The organism is Chitinimonas sp. JJ19 (genome assembly GCF_036961565.1).
Taxonomy (GTDB): domain Bacteria; phylum Pseudomonadota; class Gammaproteobacteria; order Burkholderiales; family Chitinimonadaceae; genus Chitinimonas.
The window spans coordinates 35,805-52,606 of sequence record NZ_JBAMDD010000010.1; the positions used below are offsets into that span (position 1 = coordinate 35,805).

General features: G+C 61.6%; 13 protein-coding genes. 7 read left to right on the forward strand and 6 right to left on the reverse strand.

The features are described 5' to 3' along the window. The first annotated feature begins 157 nt into the window (after nucleotides 1–157). A complete protein-coding gene (locus V7714_RS13380; protein WP_335710182.1) occupies nucleotides 158–3,001 on the forward strand; it encodes a putative bifunctional diguanylate cyclase/phosphodiesterase in 2,844 nt (947 codons plus the stop codon). Nucleotides 3,002–3,094: 93 nt separating this feature from the next. On the opposite strand, the gene acs is transcribed toward V7714_RS13380, so the two are convergent. Then, on the reverse strand, nucleotides 3,095–5,062 hold the full coding sequence (gene acs, locus V7714_RS13385; protein ID WP_335710183.1) for an acetate--CoA ligase: 1,968 nt from the start codon (nucleotides 5,060–5,062) through the stop codon (nucleotides 3,095–3,097). Nucleotides 5,063–5,252: 190 nt separating this feature from the next. Continuing rightward, entirely contained in the window at nucleotides 5,253–6,935 is a 1,683-nt protein-coding gene (locus V7714_RS13390) for an MFS transporter (protein WP_335710184.1), read from the reverse strand. 313 nt (nucleotides 6,936–7,248) lie between these two features. Between V7714_RS13390 and V7714_RS13395 the strand changes: the two genes are divergently transcribed. After that, entirely contained in the window at nucleotides 7,249–8,136 is an 888-nt protein-coding gene (locus V7714_RS13395) for a LysR family transcriptional regulator (protein ID WP_335710185.1), read from the forward strand. A 90-nt stretch (nucleotides 8,137–8,226) separates the two neighbouring features. Beyond that, nucleotides 8,227–8,763, forward strand: coding sequence for a cysteine hydrolase family protein (locus V7714_RS13400; protein WP_335710186.1), 537 nt, complete (start codon nucleotides 8,227–8,229; stop codon nucleotides 8,761–8,763). 16 nt (nucleotides 8,764–8,779) lie between these two features. Here the strand turns inward: V7714_RS13400 and V7714_RS13405 are convergent, their stop codons facing one another. The 4 genes from V7714_RS13405 to V7714_RS13420 all read right to left on the reverse strand — a co-directional run bounded on the left by V7714_RS13405 (nucleotide 8,780) and on the right by V7714_RS13420 (nucleotide 10,808). Beyond that, nucleotides 8,780–9,163, reverse strand: coding sequence for a sirohydrochlorin chelatase (locus tag V7714_RS13405; RefSeq protein WP_335710187.1), 384 nt, complete (start codon nucleotides 9,161–9,163; stop codon nucleotides 8,780–8,782). 103 nt (nucleotides 9,164–9,266) lie between these two features. Further along, entirely contained in the window at nucleotides 9,267–9,422 is a 156-nt protein-coding gene (gene rpmG / locus V7714_RS13410) for a 50S ribosomal protein L33 (RefSeq protein WP_072427662.1), read from the reverse strand. Between the two features lie 17 nt (nucleotides 9,423–9,439). Beyond that, a complete protein-coding gene (rpmB, locus tag V7714_RS13415) occupies nucleotides 9,440–9,673 on the reverse strand; it encodes a 50S ribosomal protein L28 (protein WP_284198195.1) in 234 nt (77 codons plus the stop codon). 346 nt (nucleotides 9,674–10,019) lie between these two features. After that, entirely contained in the window at nucleotides 10,020–10,808 is a 789-nt protein-coding gene (locus V7714_RS13420; RefSeq protein WP_335710188.1) for a substrate-binding periplasmic protein, read from the reverse strand. A 251-nt stretch (nucleotides 10,809–11,059) separates the two neighbouring features. On the opposite strand from V7714_RS13420, the gene V7714_RS13425 reads away from it, so the two are divergent. The 4 genes from V7714_RS13425 to V7714_RS13440 all read left to right on the forward strand — a co-directional run bounded on the left by V7714_RS13425 (nucleotide 11,060) and on the right by V7714_RS13440 (nucleotide 16,689). Beyond that, nucleotides 11,060–13,066 carry a UvrD-helicase domain-containing protein gene (locus tag V7714_RS13425; protein WP_335710189.1) on the forward strand — a complete coding sequence of 669 codons (2,007 nt, stop codon included), beginning with the start codon at nucleotides 11,060–11,062 and terminating at the stop codon, nucleotides 13,064–13,066. A gap of 74 nt (nucleotides 13,067–13,140) precedes the next feature. Beyond that, a complete protein-coding gene (gene speA, locus V7714_RS13430) occupies nucleotides 13,141–15,024 on the forward strand; it encodes an arginine decarboxylase (protein WP_335710190.1) in 1,884 nt (627 codons plus the stop codon). A 338-nt stretch (nucleotides 15,025–15,362) separates the two neighbouring features. Then, on the forward strand, nucleotides 15,363–15,875 hold the full coding sequence (locus tag V7714_RS13435) for a hypothetical protein (RefSeq protein WP_335710191.1): 513 nt from the start codon (nucleotides 15,363–15,365) through the stop codon (nucleotides 15,873–15,875). Nucleotides 15,876–16,056: 181 nt separating this feature from the next. Continuing rightward, nucleotides 16,057–16,689 (forward strand): LysE family translocator, encoded by a 633-nt coding sequence (locus V7714_RS13440; protein WP_335710192.1) that lies wholly within the window; start codon nucleotides 16,057–16,059, stop codon nucleotides 16,687–16,689. Nucleotides 16,690–16,802 lie beyond the last annotated feature (113 nt).

Sequence of the window (16,802 nt, forward strand, 5' to 3'; positions counted from 1 at the left end):
AAAGCCCGGTTTTTACCGGGCTTTTTTTCATGGTGGTTTTGCTTCTGTCGGTCGGGTGACAGATACTGCAGAATCGGCCTTGTCTGCCGCGCGGTGCCGTGCGCCCACCATCAGGTGGGGTGCGCTAGCGGCAGCTGCTGCAAGTACGGAGATTCGATTGGATACTGCAGTCTCTTCTAGCACGGTGCCAGCCACCTCACCCTGGTTGCGCATCAAGCATTGGCTGACCCACCTGAGCCTGCGGCAGGTATTCGTGCTGGTTGTCGCCGTGGGCCTGCTGGCGCCTGGCGTCATCTTCACCTTGTTGATGCTGGAGTGGCGCCGCCACGAGCTGACCTTGCAGTTCCGAGGCGAACAGGAGCGGGTGCTGGAGACGCTGGCGCTGGGTTTGCGGCAACCCTTGTGGGATCTCTCGCTCAATGCCGGCCAGCCCTTGGTGGACACCGCCATGAAGGATGTCCGCATCGTATCGGTACAGGTAGATGGCACCTTCCCCGGCGAGCCCTTTATTGCCGTCAGCCTGCCTGAGCGCCGGCAGGGGGTGGTGACCCATCTCTCCCGCCCTGTGAACTTTGGCGACCAGATCATAGGCAAGGTCACCATTACCTTTGATGACGGCGATCTGCGCCGCCGACTGGCCGCCCAGGGGCGGGAATACGTGCTGCTGATCGGGGTGATGCTGGTTGTCAGCCTGCTGCTTATCCTGTTGCTGCTGGATTCGCGCTTTCTGGTGCCGCTACGGCGCTTGTCGGAACAGGCCCGGGCGTTGACCAACCACGAGGCACCGTTGGGTACGGTCTGGACCCGCGAGGATGAGATAGGCGATCTGGGCCGGCAGCTTGAATGGGCCAGGGGGGAGCTGCACCGCCTGTTCGGTGAGCTGAACGACAAAAACGAGGCTTTGGAGCAGGATATCGTGGAGCGGGTGCAGACCGAGGAGGCCTTGCGGGCTTCCGAGGCCAAGTACCGTGAACTGTTTGTCTCCAACCTCGATGGTATCTGCGTGGTGGACATGGATGGCCGGGTGCTGGATGCCAATCCGGCCATGCTGGCGCTGCTGGGGGTGCCCAGCGCTGCCCTGGTGGGCCGGCCCATGAGCCAGTTCGTGGCCGAGGACTGGCGTAGCTACGATGACCATATGATGCAGCACCGGGTGCTGGTGGACGGTCATTGCAACGAATATGAGATCGAGTTGTACCGCCCCAGTGCCGGTCTGTTGCCGGTCAGTGCCAAGGGGGTGCTGATGCGTGACGTGGATGGCCGTGCCATAGGCATATGGCGCATCCTGCGCGATCTGACCGAACGCAAGGCGGCGGCCCAGCGCATGGAGCTGGCGGCCAAGGTGTTCGACAACACGGCCGAAGCCATCATGGTCATTGCGCCGGACAACCGTATCACTTCGGTCAACCGTGCCTTTACCGATATCCTGGGCTACCACGCCGATGAAATCGTCGGCCAGCCCAGCAGCGTATTGCGTGATCCCTCGGTGGATATCAAGGTGTACGAGGAAATCAATGCCAACTACACCCATGGCGGCGCCTGGCAGGGCGAAGTGCCATTCCGGCGTAAGTCAGGCGGAGTGTTTACTGCCTGGGCCCAGATCAATGTGGTGCGTGATGTGACGGGCCGCATCGGCGATGTGGTGCTGCTGATACGTGATATCAGCGATGCCAAGGCGGCACAGGAACGCATCCTGCACCTGGCGCGTTTCGATGCGCTGACCGTCTTGCCCAACCGGGCGTATTTCCGCGAACTGGCCGAGGAGGCCATCGCCGAGGCGCACCGGCACGGCGTGCATCGTGCACTGCTGTTTGTGGACCTGGATCACTTCAAGACCATCAACGATTCGCTAGGCCATGATGTGGGCGACCAATTGCTCAAGGAAGTGGCCAACCGCCTCAACGATGCCCTGCGTGCAGGCGATGCCGTGGGGCGGTTGGGAGGGGACGAGTTTGTCATCCTGCTGCGTAACCTGGATAGCGGCGAAGATGCCAGCTATGTGGCCAGCCGGGTGCTGGAACGGCTGGCGCGTCCCTTTGTTGTGGAAGAGCATGAGCTGGTGGTGACGCCTTCGCTGGGGATAGCGCTCTACCCCGAGGATGGCGAGGACTACGACACCCTGGTGCGTAACGCCGATGCGGCCATGTACCACGCCAAGGAGCATGGCCGTAACACCTTCCGTTTCTATACCGCCGATATGAATGCCAGGGCGCGCGAGATACTGGCGGTGGAGAATCAGCTGCGGCGAGCACTGGAGCGTGACGAGTTCGTGCTGCATTACCAGCCCCAGGTGGCCATGAGCAGCGGTGCCATCGTGGGTGTTGAGGCGCTGATACGCTGGCGCCATCCGGAGCGCGGCCTGATCGGACCCATGCAGTTCATTCCCATCGCCGAGGAGCGTGGGCTCATAGGCGATATAGGCGAGTGGGTGCTGCGTGAGGCCTGCAGGCAGAATCGTGCCTGGCAGGATGAGGGCCTGCCGCCCATCGAGGTGGCGGTCAATCTCTCAGCCATGCAGTTCTACCGCCGCGACCTGGCCGAGGACATCACCGGCATACTGAAGGAGACAGGGCTGGATGCCCGCTGGCTGGCGCTGGAGGTAACGGAGAGTGTGATCGTGCAGGATGTGGAGTCCACCATCGCCACCCTGGCCGCACTCAAGGCCATGGGGCTCAAGCTGGCGATTGATGATTTCGGCACCGGCTATTCATCGCTCAGCTACCTCAAGCGCTTCAAGGTCGACAAGCTCAAGGTGGATCGCTCGTTTGTGATGGATATCCCGGGCGATGCGGACGACAGCGCCATTACCCGCGCCGTGGTCAACCTGGCGCGCAATCTGGGCCTGCAGGTCATTGCCGAGGGGGTGGAGACACCGGAGCAATGGTCCTTCCTCAAGCAGGAGGGTTGCGATGAGGTGCAGGGCTATCTGGTCAGCCCGCCATTGCCTGCCATAGATCTGGCCAACCGGCTGGCGCGTGGTGCCTGGACCTTGCAGGGCTGAGCACCTTGCCGGAGCCTGGTAGCACTGCACAGGGCAGTGTGTGACAACAACAAAGCGCCACGACGGCGCTTTGTTGTTGGGTCAGTGCGATGCTCAGGCGGGTTCTTGCAACTGCTGCAGAATGGCTGGGTTTTCCAGGGTGGAGGTGTCCTGGGTGATGGCTTCACCACGGGCAATGGCACGCAGCAGCCGCCGCATGATCTTGCCGGAACGGGTCTTGGGCAGGTTGTCGCCAAAGCGGATATCGTCTGGCTGGGCGATCTTGCCGATTTCGTGCGCTACCCAGTTCTTCAGCTGCTCAACCATTTTTTTGGCGTCTTCACCGGTGGGGCGCGCACCCTTGAGCACCACGAATGCCACCACGGCCTCGCCCTTGATCTCATGTGGCTTGCCCACCACAGCGGCTTCGGCCACCAGTGGGTTGGCCACCAGCGCTGATTCGATCTCCATGGTGCCCAGGCGGTGGCCGGAGACATTCAGCACATCATCGATGCGGCCCATGATCCAGACGTAACCATGCTCATCACGGTGGGCCGAGTCACCGGCCAGGTAGTACTGGCCATTGAACTCCTCGGGGAAGTAGGTTTTCTTGAAGCGTTCCGGGTCGCCCCAGATGGTACGCACCAGGCTGGGGAAGGGTTTCTTGATCACCAGCATGCCGCCCTTGCCGGCTTCGACCGGCGCGCCGGACTCATCGACGATATCGGCGATGATGCCGGGCAAAGGCAGGGTGCAGGAGCCTGGTTTGGTCGCCACGGCACCGGGCAGCGGGGCGATCATCACCGAGCCGGTTTCGGTCTGCCACCAGGTGTCGACGATAGGGCAGCGGCCGCCGCCGACGGCCTCGTGATACCAGATCCAGGCCTCGGGGTTGATGGGCTCGCCCACCGTACCCAGCAGGCGCAGGCTGGAGAGATCGTGTTGCTGCGGGAAATCTGCGCCCAGCTTGATCAAGGAGCGTATGGCCGTCGGGGCGGTATAGAAGATGCTGACCTTGTGCTTCTCTATCATCTGCCAGAAGCGATGGGCGTCGGGGTAGGTGGGTACGCCCTCGAATATCACCTGGGTGGCCGCCATGCCCAGCGGGCCGTAGCAGACATAGCTGTGGCCGGTGATCCAGCCTACGTCGGCCGTACACCAGAACACATCGTTGGGCTTGGCATCGAATACCCAGCGGAAGGAATTCATGGCCCCCAGGAGGTAGCCCGCGCTGGAGTGCTGTATGCCCTTGGGCTTGCCGGTGGAGCCCGAGGTGTAGAGAATGAACAGCGGGTCTTCCGCATTCATCCATTCCGGCTCGCATTGCTCGGCCTGGCCTTCGGTCAGCTTGTGCCACCAGATATCGCGGCCATCCGCCCATGCGGTGGCGCCGTTGTTGCTGCGCTGGTAGACCACCACCTGGCGGACCGATTCGCAACCTCCCAGGCTGATGGCCTCGTCGATCACCGCCTTGAGTGCCACGGCCTTGCCGCCGCGCATGCCTTCGTTGGCGGTGACGACGGCAACAGCGCCGGCATCCTGTATGCGTTCCTGTACCGATTTGGCCGAGAAGCCGCCGAATACCACGGAATGGATAGCGCCAATGCGGGCGCAGGCCTGCATGGCCACCACCGCTTCTATGCTCATGGGCATGTAGATGACGACGCGTTCGCCCTTTCTGATGCCCAGTGCCTTGAGCCCGTTGGCGAACTGGCATACCCGCCTGTGCAGCTCGGCATAGGTGACGCGGGTGACGGCACCATCGTCGGCCTCGAAGATGATGGCGATCTTGTTGGCGTTCTGGGCCAGGTGTCTATCGAGGCAGTTGTAGCTGACATTGAGCACGCCGTCGTCGAACCACTTGAAGAACGGTGCATTGCTATCGTCCAGTACCCGGCTGAACGGTTTCTTCCAGCTGATCAGCTCGCGGGCGATATCCCCCCAATAGGACAGGTAGTGGTCGTCTGCCTGTTCGCACAGGGCGTTGTAGGCATCCATGCCTGGTATGGTGGCACGGTGCCGGAACTCGTCCGACGGTGGGAAAAGGCGCGTTTCCTTGAGTATGGAATCGAGCGTGGACATTGGGGGCTCCTTTGTTTTTGAGTGCTTGCTGTGACGCTGTTGGCGCTTGCTTCGCTTGGGCAAGGCAAGGGGCAACAGAACCAGAGACCTGACTATTCTGGGCTTGTGCCGGAGAAAACGAAACTATCGGTTGATCTGTCCCGTGGCAGGGTGGCTCCGTCCCGGGGAGCCACCCTGCCGAGGGGCACGCTCAGTCGTTGGCGTAGATATCCCTGTCCTTGGTTTCGGGTGCGAACAGGCAGCCAATGACGAAGGTCATCAGGGCAAACAGGATGGGGTACCACAAGCCATAGTAGATATCGCCGGTGGCCGCCACCATGGCAAAGGCCACGGTAGGCAGGAAGCCGCCAAACCAGCCGTTACCGATATGGTAGGGCAGGGACATCGAGGTATAGCGTATCTTGGTCGGGAACAGCTCGACCAGCCAGGCAGCGATGGGGCCGTACACCATGGTCACGAAGATCACCAGGATGGTGAGCAGTGTCACCACCATGGGGGTGTTCATGCTGGCCGGATCGGCCTTGGCAGGGTAACCGGCGGTGGTCAGGGCACTACCCAGCGACTTGTTGAAGCCATCTGCCTGGGCCTTGAAGGCATCCTTGTCCATACTTTCGCCTTCAAAGCTGGCAATGACGGTTTCGCCCACGCTGACGGTTGCCAGGGTGCCCGCTGGCGCGGCTACGTTCTCGTAGGGTATGCCCTTCTTGGCCAATGCCGACTTGATGATGTCGCAGGACTGCTTGAAGGTCGCCTTGCCTATGGGGTCGAACTGGAAGGCGCACTTGGCCGGGTCTGCCACTACCTTGACCGGTGCACGGGCGATGGCTGATTCCAGTGCTGGGTTGGCGTTGTGGGTCAGTGCCTTGAAGATGGGGAAGTAGCTGATAGCGGCAATCAGGCAGCCGGCCATGATGATCTTCTTGCGGCCTATCTTGTCCGACAGGGCGCCAAAGATCACAAAGAAGGGCGTGGCGATGGCCAGCGACACGGCGATCAGCAGGTCGGCCCTGTCTGCTTCCACACCCAGGGTCTTGGTGAGGAAGAACAGTGCGTAGAACTGGCCGGTGTACCACACCACGGCCTGGCCGGCGGTGCCACCGAACAGCGAGAGCAGCACGATCTTGAGGTTGGGCCAGCGGCCGAACGACTCTGTCAGCGGTGCCTTGGAGTGCTTGCCTTCCTCCTTCATCTTCTTGAAGGCGGGCGACTCGTGCAACTGCATGCGGATATAGACCGATACCGCCAGCATCACGATGGAGACCAGGAAGGGTATGCGCCAGCCCCATTCCTGGAAGGCCTCGGTACCCAGCGCATTGCGGCAGAGCCAGATCACCAGCAGCGACAGGAACAGGCCCAGGGTAGCGGTGGTCTGGATGAAGCTGGTGTAGAGGCCGCGTTTGCCATGGGGTGCGTGCTCGGCCACATAGGTGGCTGCGCCGCCATATTCGCCGCCCAGTGCCAGCCCCTGCAGCAGCCGCAGGGTGATCAGCAGTATGGGCGCCGCTATACCTATGGTGCCGTAGCTGGGCAGGATGCCGACGATGGCGGTGGATAGGCCCATGATCAGGATGGTGACCAGGAAGGTGTACTTGCGGCCTATCATGTCGCCCAGGCGGCCAAATACGATGGCGCCGAAAGGCCGTACTGCAAAGCCGGCGGCAAAGGCCATCAGGGCAAAGATAAAGGCGGTGGTGTCGTTGACGCCGGCAAAGAAATGCTTGGCGATGATGGCGGCCAGCGAGCCATACAGGTAGAAGTCGTACCACTCGAAAACCGTGCCCAGCGAAGAGGCGAAAATCACTTTCCGTTCTTCTCGGGTCATGGGCCTGGGCTCGGCATGCACGCCGGGCGCCGCGTTGGCGATATCTGTCATTGCAATGTCTCCATCTTCTCTGGCGGGCTTGCGCCCATCAAGGTTGCGGCCTCTTGCGGGCCATGGTGATCACGCTGCGGGCATGCCCGGCCGGTGTCGTGGCGCAAACCTACGCCTGCTTGCCTATGCCTATCCAATCGCAAATTCAGATACGCGCCATTTGCCGAGCGATGCTGCAGTGCGATAAACCTAGCGCTGGCGCGGGTTTTGAGGGCGGGTGAGCCATGATGCTGATGGCGCTGATAGATTTCGCTGATGGCGTGGGCCTGCGGCAGGCTGCACAATAGGCAGATAAGAAAACCTGGAGTGAGTGATGGAAATCTATCAACTGCGCACCTTTGTGACGGTGGCGCAGCAGGGCCACCTGACCCAGGCGGCGGAGATACTGCATCTGAGCCAGCCGGCGGTAACCGCCCAGATCAAGGCGCTGGAGGAGGAAACCGGCATCAGCCTGTTCGAGCGCAGTTCGGCCGGGGTGCAGCTGACCGAGGCCGGCAAGCTGTTGCTGCCCGAGGCGGAGCGGATACTGGCCGGTAGCCGCGAGATGCTGAACAAGGCCCGCGCCCTGAAAGGGCAGCTCAGCGGCAAGCTGCGGCTGGGTACCATACTGAGCCCAGAGCTGTTGCGGCTGGGCCCCATGCTGGCCTTGTTGAAGCAGCGGTATCCGCTGGTGCAGCTGAGCACCTTGCAGGGCATATCCGGCTCCATACTCAATGAAGTGCGCAAGAAGGAGCTGGATGCCGGTTTCTTTATCGGCAAGAACCCCTACCAGACCGTGCATTCCCTGACGCTGGAGGAGCTGCCCTATGTGGTGGCGGCGCCTGCTGCCTGGCGTGAGACCCTGCAGGGTTGCGACTGGCGCACGCTAGGACGCCAGCCCTGGGTGGGCGCCACCCAGTTCTCCAGCCTGTCCAAGCTGCATGCCGATATCTGGCGCGAACACAATATTGCCCCCAAGAAGGTCTACGACGTGGACCAGGAGCAGGCCATGCTGGTGTGCGTGGAGGCCGGGCTGGGCCTGTGCATGCTGCGGCGCGATGTGGCCGAGGCGGCAGAGCAGGATGGGCGCTTGTGGATATGGGGCGACGCCGAGGTCACGGTACCGCTGTCTTTCATCTACCCCGCCGAAATGGCAGACGATGTGCTGGTGCGCTTGCTGCTGGAGATACTGCGGGATGTCTGGCCGGAGAGTGGTTTGTAGCCGGGGCTGCGGCAGTGCTCCGGTATCGTCGCCAGCATCGCATGTCCGTTGATACATACGCCTGATGAACCTGATGGAAATACATAAGCTATGAAATCCGCTTTATTGATCATCGACGTCCAGCGCGGTTTGTTCGATCCCCTGCCGCACCCCTATGAGGCGGATGCCGTGGTGGATCGCATCAATCAGCTGTCTGCCCGTGCGCGCGAGGCGGGCATGCCGGTGGTGATGGTGCAGCATGAACGCCTGGGCAGCGCCTTGGCACATGGCTCTGAAGGCTGGCAGTTGCAGGAGGATCTGTTGGCGACGGCTGGCGATATCGTGGTGCGCAAGACCACGCCCGATGCTTTCTTGCGCACGCCGTTGGCCGAGTTGCTGGTACAGCATGGGGTGTCGCGCTTGGTGATCTGTGGCTATGCCACCGAGTTTTGCGTGGATACCACCACCCGCCGTGCAGCGGCGCTGGGCTACCCGGTGGTGCTGGCGGCTGATGCCCACACCACCCACGACAAGGCCCACGCTACGGCCTTGCAGATAAGAACTCACCACAATGCCACGCTGCCTGATATCACCAGTTTCGGGCCGGAGATCGTGGCCCTGCCTACGGCGGACATTACCTTTCAGTAGCGCCAGCGGCGGTGCTTCAGGCGTCCTGGCTGGCTGCTATCCAGTCGGCCATGGCGCCCAGGACCGCATCGGTCTCGCCCAGCGCCTCGGTGATGCTGATCTGCAGGTGGGGGTGCTGCTCGCGCAGTGCCGCCACCAGCAGGGGTAGATCCCGCCGCAGGTGTGCGCCACGGGCCATGAAGGCTGGTACGATGGTGATGCTGCCGACATTCTCGGCCGCCAGGCTGGTGACGCAATCGGCCAGATTGGGTGTCATCAGTTCCAGAAACGCCAGCCGCACCAACTGATGCGGGCGGCGTGCCGCTACCAGGGCGGCCAGTTTCTCGAAGGGTGCTGCCCACAAGGGGTCGCGGGCACCGTGGGCGAACAGGATGATGGCGTGTTGGGTCATAGCTGCCATGATGGCGGCTTGCGGGGAAAAACAAAACCCCCGCACGAGGCGGGGGCTTGCGAGTATGCATCACCAGCGCTCAAGTGTCGGCTGACTTGAGCGGAAACCGTGCTTACTTGAGCTTGGTTTCTTTGTAGGCAACATGCTTGCGGGCGACGGGATCAAACTTCTTGATCTCCATCTTTTCCGGCATGGTGCGCTTGTTCTTGGTGGTGGTGTAAAAGTGACCGGTACCTGCGGTCGATTCCAGCTTGATCTTTTCACGCATGATTCATCTCTCCCGGATTACAGTTCGCCACGGGCGCGAAGGTCAGCCAGCACCACATCGATGCCCAGCTTGTCGATATTGCGCAGGCCGGCGTTGGAAACACGCAGGCGCACCCAACGGTTTTCGCTTTCCACCCAGAACTTGCGATATTGCAGGTTGGGCAGGAAACGACGCTTGGTTTTGTTGTTGGCGTGGGAAACGTTGTTCCCGACCATCGGACGCTTGCCGGTGATCTTGCATACTCGAGCCATTTTGGACTCCCGACTGATTTACTGAAAAATGTTCTTCGACTGGCTTGTGGCGAGGCTGATAGCTCGTCGCGACAGGCGGCGGTCACGCAAAAGAGGCCGAACTATAGCCACTTTGTATGTCGGTGTCAATTTCGCTTTTGCATTCAGTGCTTAAGGCGGGACAGATGGGGTGTGGCGGCCGTGCCGACAGTGCCGCGCAGGGCATACGGACGGTGTAGCCACAGGCGCTTCCGGTGCCGCAGGGCCGTGCCATGGCCTTGCTGGTGCGGGAGCAGGCAGCACTTGAGGGCTGGTGCCGGGGCGGCCCGCCAGTGTCTGATTTGCGCACTGGCGGGCGAGCCGGCTGCTATTTGAATTGCTGGACCTGCTTCTTGTACTCGGCGGATTCGCGCACGGCGGCGACGGTATCCCACACCTGGGTGGCAAAGGCGGGGTACTTGGCCACAAAGGGCTTGGACAGCATCAGAAAGTAGGGCTTCACCACCAAGGGTGGGCTGATTTTCTCCAGCTTGGCGGCCAGCTCAGGCTTGCCGGCAATGCTGATATCGCCTTCCAGGGTCTGCAGCGCCACTCCGGCTACGCGGCCGTTGACCAGCTTTTGCAGGTTGTCGTCGGCACTGCGGGTGCCATCGTCCACCCGCACGCCCAAGCCCTTGAGCTGGTCGACGATGGAGAAACCGGCCTGGGCGCCTATGGCGGCGCCGTCGGCATTCTTGATGGCCTTGCCGTCCCACTCCAGCTTGCCGCCCTTGAGCCGGTAGAGGCTATAGCTGTCATCCAGCATGCGCTTGCTGCTGTCGGGTTTGTCGCCTGTCATGGGATAGTGGCCTATCTCCATGCGGTCGGCCTTGAAGCTGATCTTGAACAAGCCATCCATGGTGCCGGCCTTGACCTCTTCCATGCAGCGTTTCCAGGGCAGGGTCTTGATCTCGATCTTGGTGCCCAGCTGCTTTTCCACCTGGCGGATCATGATCATATTGAGGCCGGGCCTGTCCTTCAGCAGCCAGGGGTAGGATTCTTCATTCTCGGTACAAATATTGACGCTGGCAGGTTTGTCGGCGGCCTGGGCCATGCCAATAGGCAGCAGGGCGGCCAGCAGCAGGCCGGTCAGCAAGCGGTAGGGACGTGGGTACACGATGTTGCTCCTGTTCTAGGTTGGGTATGCCTGGTTCCGGCGCTTTATCGGGGGGGGGCCAACGAATAGTTGTTGCCCATCAGGCGGTGTGGTCATCTACCTGCCTGGCGAGGAAACTGACGTGGCTGTACGCCCCCGCTTGTCACATGGCTGTCGTATGAGTTTAGGCAGCATGGGCAGAAATGCCATCTCGTCTGGCGATGCGCTGCCAGCATGCTAAAATCCGCGCCCCTTCAAGGACTTGCCCCCTCATGCTGCACAAGCTCAACTCCCCGCAACAAGCCGCTGTACGGCATCTGGACGGCCCTTTGCTGGTGCTGGCCGGTGCGGGTTCGGGCAAGACCCGGGTGATTACCCAGAAGATCGCCTACATGATCGAGCAGGCCGGCTACGATGCCCGCAATATCGCCGCCATCACCTTTACCAACAAGGCGGCGCGCGAGATGCAGGAGCGGGTGGGGCATTTGATGGATGCCAGCCGGCTCAAGGGGCTGACTGTATCGACCTTTCACTCGCTGGGTTTGCAGCTGGTGCGGATGGAACATGCTGCGCTCGGCTACAAGCCGCGCTTCTCCATACTGGATAGTGCTGATGCGATGAAGATCGTGTCCGATATCCTGGCGACCACAGACAAGGATGAAATACGCGGCGCAGTCAGCACCATCTCGCGCCTGAAGAACGACTTTGTCAGCCCGGACATGGCGCTGACCTCGGCCCAGAGCGATGGCGAGCTGCGCATCGCCCGCGTCTATCGCGCTTACCAGGACACCCTGTTTGCCTATCAGGCGGTGGACTTCGACGACCTGATACGGCTGCCGGTGGAGCTGTTTGATCGTGAGCCCGAGATATTGACCAAGTGGCAGCTGAAGCTGCGCTACCTGCTGATAGATGAATACCAGGACACCAACGTCTGCCAGTATCGCTTGATCAAGCAGCTTACCGGCTTTCATGGCAAGTTCACGGCGGTGGGGGACGATGACCAGAGTATTTATGCCTGGCGCGGTGCCAATGTGGAGAACCTCAACCTGTTGAAAGAGGATTTTCCACGGCTGGAGGTGATCAAGCTGGAGCAGAACTATCGTTCCACCAGTCGCATACTGAAGGCTGCCAACGCGGTGATCTCCAACAACCCCAAGCTGTTCGAGAAGCAGTTGTGGAGTGAGCTGGGCATAGGCGACCCTATCAGCGTGGTGGAGATGAAGGACGAGGAGCACGAGGCCGAGATGGTGGCCATGCGCCTGCTCGCCCACAAGTTCGAGAACCGTACCCAGTTCAGTGACTACGCCATACTATATCGCGGCAACCACCAGGCCCGGATACTGGAAAGCCAGTTGCGCAATCACAAGATCCCCTACCAGATTGCCGGTGGACAGAGCTTCTTCGACAAGGCCGAGATCAAGGATGTGCTGTCCTACCTGCGGCTGATCGCCAACCAGAACGACGACCCCGCGTTTATCCGCGCCATCACCACACCCAAGCGCGGCATAGGCAATGTGACGCTGGAGAAGCTGGGTGGCCTGGCGGCCGAGCGCAAGATCAGCCTGTTCGAGGCGGTGTTCATGCCTAGCCTAGAGGGCCTGGTGCAGGCGGCGCAGTATGAGGCCTTGCAGACTTTCTGCGGTTTCATCAACCGTATCGCCGGCCGCGCCAAAGATGAGCCGGCCGGCGCCTTGCTGAAAGAGATACTGACGGCCATCGAGTTCGAGACCTGGCTGTATGAGACTGATGAACCCCGGCCGGCGGAGACCAAGTGGAAGAATGTGCTGGAGCTGGTGGCCTGGTTCGACAAGCGGGCCGAGGAGAATGGCGACAGCCTGATCGACATGGCGCAGAAGATTGCCCTGATCACCCTCTTGGAGGGGCGCAGCGAGGAAGAAGTCGACGCCGTGCGGCTGTCCACCCTGCATGCCTCCAAGGGGCTGGAGTACGGCCATGTGTTTCTGGTGGGGTGCGAGGAAGGCATCCTGCCGCACCAGCAATCTATTGATGGCGGCATGGTGGAGGAGGAGCGGCGGCTGATGTATGTGGGCATTACCCGGGCGCAGCGCAGCCTCACCATTACCTATTGCGGCAAGCGCAAGCGGGCGGGGGAGTGGAGTATCGTCGAGCCCAGCCGCTTTCTGCTGGAGCTGCCGCAGGACGATATCCGCATCAGTGGCCGCCTGGCAGGGCAAAAGAATGTGGTGGTCAGCAAGCAGGAAGGCCGCGCCAAGCTCGCCAACCTGCTGGCCGGCCTGGATGGCAAGTCGGGTAACTGAGCATCTGCGGTTACAATTCGATTTACCCAACGAAACAAATAGGCGGCATCACCGCCACCCTCTGGAGTACCGCTATGAGCTGGTCCGTTGCGCAAAGTCGCGCTGTCTATGGCATCCGTCACTGGGGCGCCGGTTATTTCGACATCAACGAAGCCGGCCACGTGCTGGTTCGGCCCCATGGCACCGGTGGTCATGCGCTGGATCTGCATACCCTGGTGGGGCAGCTGGAAAAGACCGGCCTGGACCTGCCGCTGATCGTTCGCTTCCCCGATATTCTGCAGGACCGGGTGCGCGACCTGTGCGGTGCCTTTGACGAGAATATCGCCAAGCTGGCCTACAAGGGCCGCTATACCGCCATGTATCCGATCAAGGTCAACCAGCAGGAGGCGGTGGTCAAGTCCATCATCGCCACCGCTGATGCGGCCATAGGCCTGGAAGCCGGCTCCAAGCCCGAGCTGATGGCTGTGTTGGCACTGGCGCCGCGTGGCGCCACCATAGTCTGCAATGGCTACAAGGATAGGGAGTTTATCCGCCTGGCCCTGATGGGCCAGAAGCTGGGCCACCGTGTGTTTATCGTGATCGAGAAGGAGTCCGAGGTGGGCTTCGTGATCGATGAGGCCCGCAGCCTGGGCGTGCAGCCCAATGTGGGCCTGCGCGTGCGCCTGTCCTCGCTGGCCTCCAGCAAGTGGGCCGATACTGGTGGCGAAAAAGCCAAGTTCGGCCTGTCGGCCGCCCAACTGCTGACGGTGGTGGAGCGCTTCAGCGCCGCCGGCTTCAAGGACAGCCTGCGGCTGCTGCACTTCCACATGGGCAGCCAGATTGCCAACCTGGCCGACTACCAGGCCGGTTTCAAGGAAGCCATACGTTATTACGGCGAACTGCGGGCCCTGGGCCTGCCGGTTGAGGTGGTTGACGTGGGTGGCGGCCTGGGGGTGGACTATGACGGCACCCATAGCCGCAATCCCAGCTCCATCAATTACGACATGGACGACTACGCCGGTACGGTGGTCGCCATGCTCAAGGAGTTCTGCGACGACAACGACCTGCCGCATCCGCACATCTTCTCGGAGAGCGGCCGCGCCATGACGGCGCACCATGCGGTGCTGGTGATGCAGGTGACCGATGTGGAGCGCCACCACGATGAGAACCCGCAGGTGGATGATATTGCTGCCCTGCCCGAAGTCATACGCTGGCTGTTCGAGCTGCTGGGCCAGACTGAGCTCGAGATGGCGACCGAGACCTACTATCGTGCCACCCACTATATGAGCGAAGTATCGGCCAAGTTTGCCGAGGGCAAGCTGACCCTGGCCGAGAAAGCCCTGGCCGAGCAGGCCTACTTTGCCATCTGCCGCCGTCTGCAGGGCCAGTTGCTGGCGGGCCAGCGCTCGCACCGGCAGGTGTTCGACGAGCTTAACGACAAGCTGGCCGACAAGTACATCTGCAATTTCTCGGTGTTCCAGTCGCTGCCCGATACCTGGGCGATAGACCAGGTACTGCCCATACTGCCTTTGCACAGGCTGGATGAAACACCCACCCGGCGCGCTGTGCTGCAGGACCTGACCTGCGATTCCGACGGCAAGATCAAGCAGTATGTCGATGGCCAGAGCATAGAGAACAACCTGGCTGTGCATGTGCTCAAGCCGGGTGAGGACTATCTGCTGGGGGTGTTCCTGGTGGGTGCCTACCAGGAGATACTGGGGGATATGCACAACCTGTTTGGCGATACCGACTCGGTCAATGTCTATATGGATGCCGACGGCACGGTGCGGCATGACGGTATCGAAACCCACGACACCATAGAAGACATGCTGCGCTATGTGCATCTGGAGCCGGCTGAACTGATGACCCACTACCGTGACAAGGTGGCGGGTGCACCAGGGCTGACCGAAACCGAGCGTACCGCCTATCTGGATGCCCTGCGCCTGGGTTTGACTCGCTCGGCTTATCTGGCAGCTTAGCGCGCCTGTCTGCACTGACCCGCCGTGGGTGGGCGGCTACCTGCGAAGCAGGCACCCGGGGAACCCGGGTGCTTAGCCTTCACAGCAGGCTCAGTCAGCGGCGCTCCCTTGATTGAATCCCACCCCTACCCCCCGCCCGCCGGCGGGGAACCTCGCTGCGCTCGAGGCGGCTTGCATGCGTTAGCCGGCAGTGAAGTGCGGCTACCTGCGAAGCAGGCACCCGGGGAACCCGGGTGCTTAGCCGGCCTGGCACGCTCAATCAGCGGCGCTCCCTTGATTGAATCCCACCCTTACCCCCGCCCGCCGGCGGGGAACCTCGCTGCGCTCAAGGCGACTGCGTGAGCTGGCCGGCATGGAGTACGGTCACCTGGCACCTTACGCGTGCGCAACAGCTGACAGGTGCTGCTGGCGGCGGCTTATCCATTGCCTATAGTGTGGGTATGGACAAGCCCTCGCCTCAGCGTTGGTCCTATCCAGCGCGCTGCATCAACCATGGCCTGGCCGTGGGCAACCTGCTGCTGGCGTTGGTCTGGGTGGCGGCGGGGGGCTTGGGATTGGCCGACTTTATCCGCCTGTTGATGGGCTTGGCGGTGGTGCTGTTGTTGGTTTATTCCCGTTGGCCCATCGTGCCCGACGATGACGACATGAACGTGGCGCCCGCCGTGGTGGTGTGGGCCAACGAGGCCTTGTGCTGCGGCCATATGTGCTACTGGGGTTTGCTGCTGGCGCTGTCGCAGCCCACCTTGCAGCTGGCGGCGGCACTGCTGGGTTTTCTGCTGATTCCTCCCATCGCCATCTTCTACCTGGGCGGCCTGAGCCTCATGGAGTACGACCGCGGTCGCTGGCGGTGACAGTTTGTCCTGAGTTGGATACCCCTCCTTGCAGCGCTGGCCCTTGCTGCGACCCCCAGGTTTTTTAGTCGCCTATGTGCATGGCCTGCTCGGACAGGCAGTTGCTGCTGCGCGCGTACTGTATCGGGTGTGAACTAGGCTGGCCGGCTAGGCTATGCCGTCCTCTTGCGCGGAGTCTGCCATGCCCAGCCCTGAAGCCTTGTTTTCCTTCGCCTTGCTGGCCTTGATGATGGCGCTGACACCTGGCCCCAATATGGCCTATATGGTGTCGCGCTCGCTTTGTCAGGGGCGGCGGGCCGGCTATGTCTCCCTGGCTGGTGTGGTGCTGGGCTTTCTGATCTATATGCTGAGTGCCGCTGTGGGCCTGAGTGCCCTGCTGCTGGCGGTGCCACTGGCTTATGATTTGTTGCGTTGGGGCGGCGCGGCCTATCTGGCCTACCTGGCCTGGCAAGCCGTCCGACCCGGTGGGCACAGTCCCTTTGAAGTCAGGACCTTGCCGGCCGAGAGTGACCGCCGGCTGTTCCTGACGGGTTTGTTCACCAACCTGCTCAATCCCAAGATCGCCATCTTCTATGTCTCCATGCTGCCGCAGTTCATCGACCCGCAAGGGGCTTCGGTGCTGGACCAGAGTGTGCTGCTGGGTTGCGTGCAGATAGGGGTGAGCATGAGCGTGCACCTGACATTGATCAGCCTGGCGGGCAGGGTGGCGGCCTTGCTGCAGCACCGGCCCGGCTTTGTGCGCCTGCAGCGCTGGCTGATGGCGACGGTGCTGGGGGGCATGGCTTTGCACCTGGCGGCAGATAGCCGTCGATAACGCACCGCGTGCGTTACTAGTTGCATTTTCTCGCACCTGGCCGGCGTCTCTGCTAGAAAGAGCCATGACCGGAATGTGCCTTGACCTGCGATGACGTGGGCGAGTGACCGGCG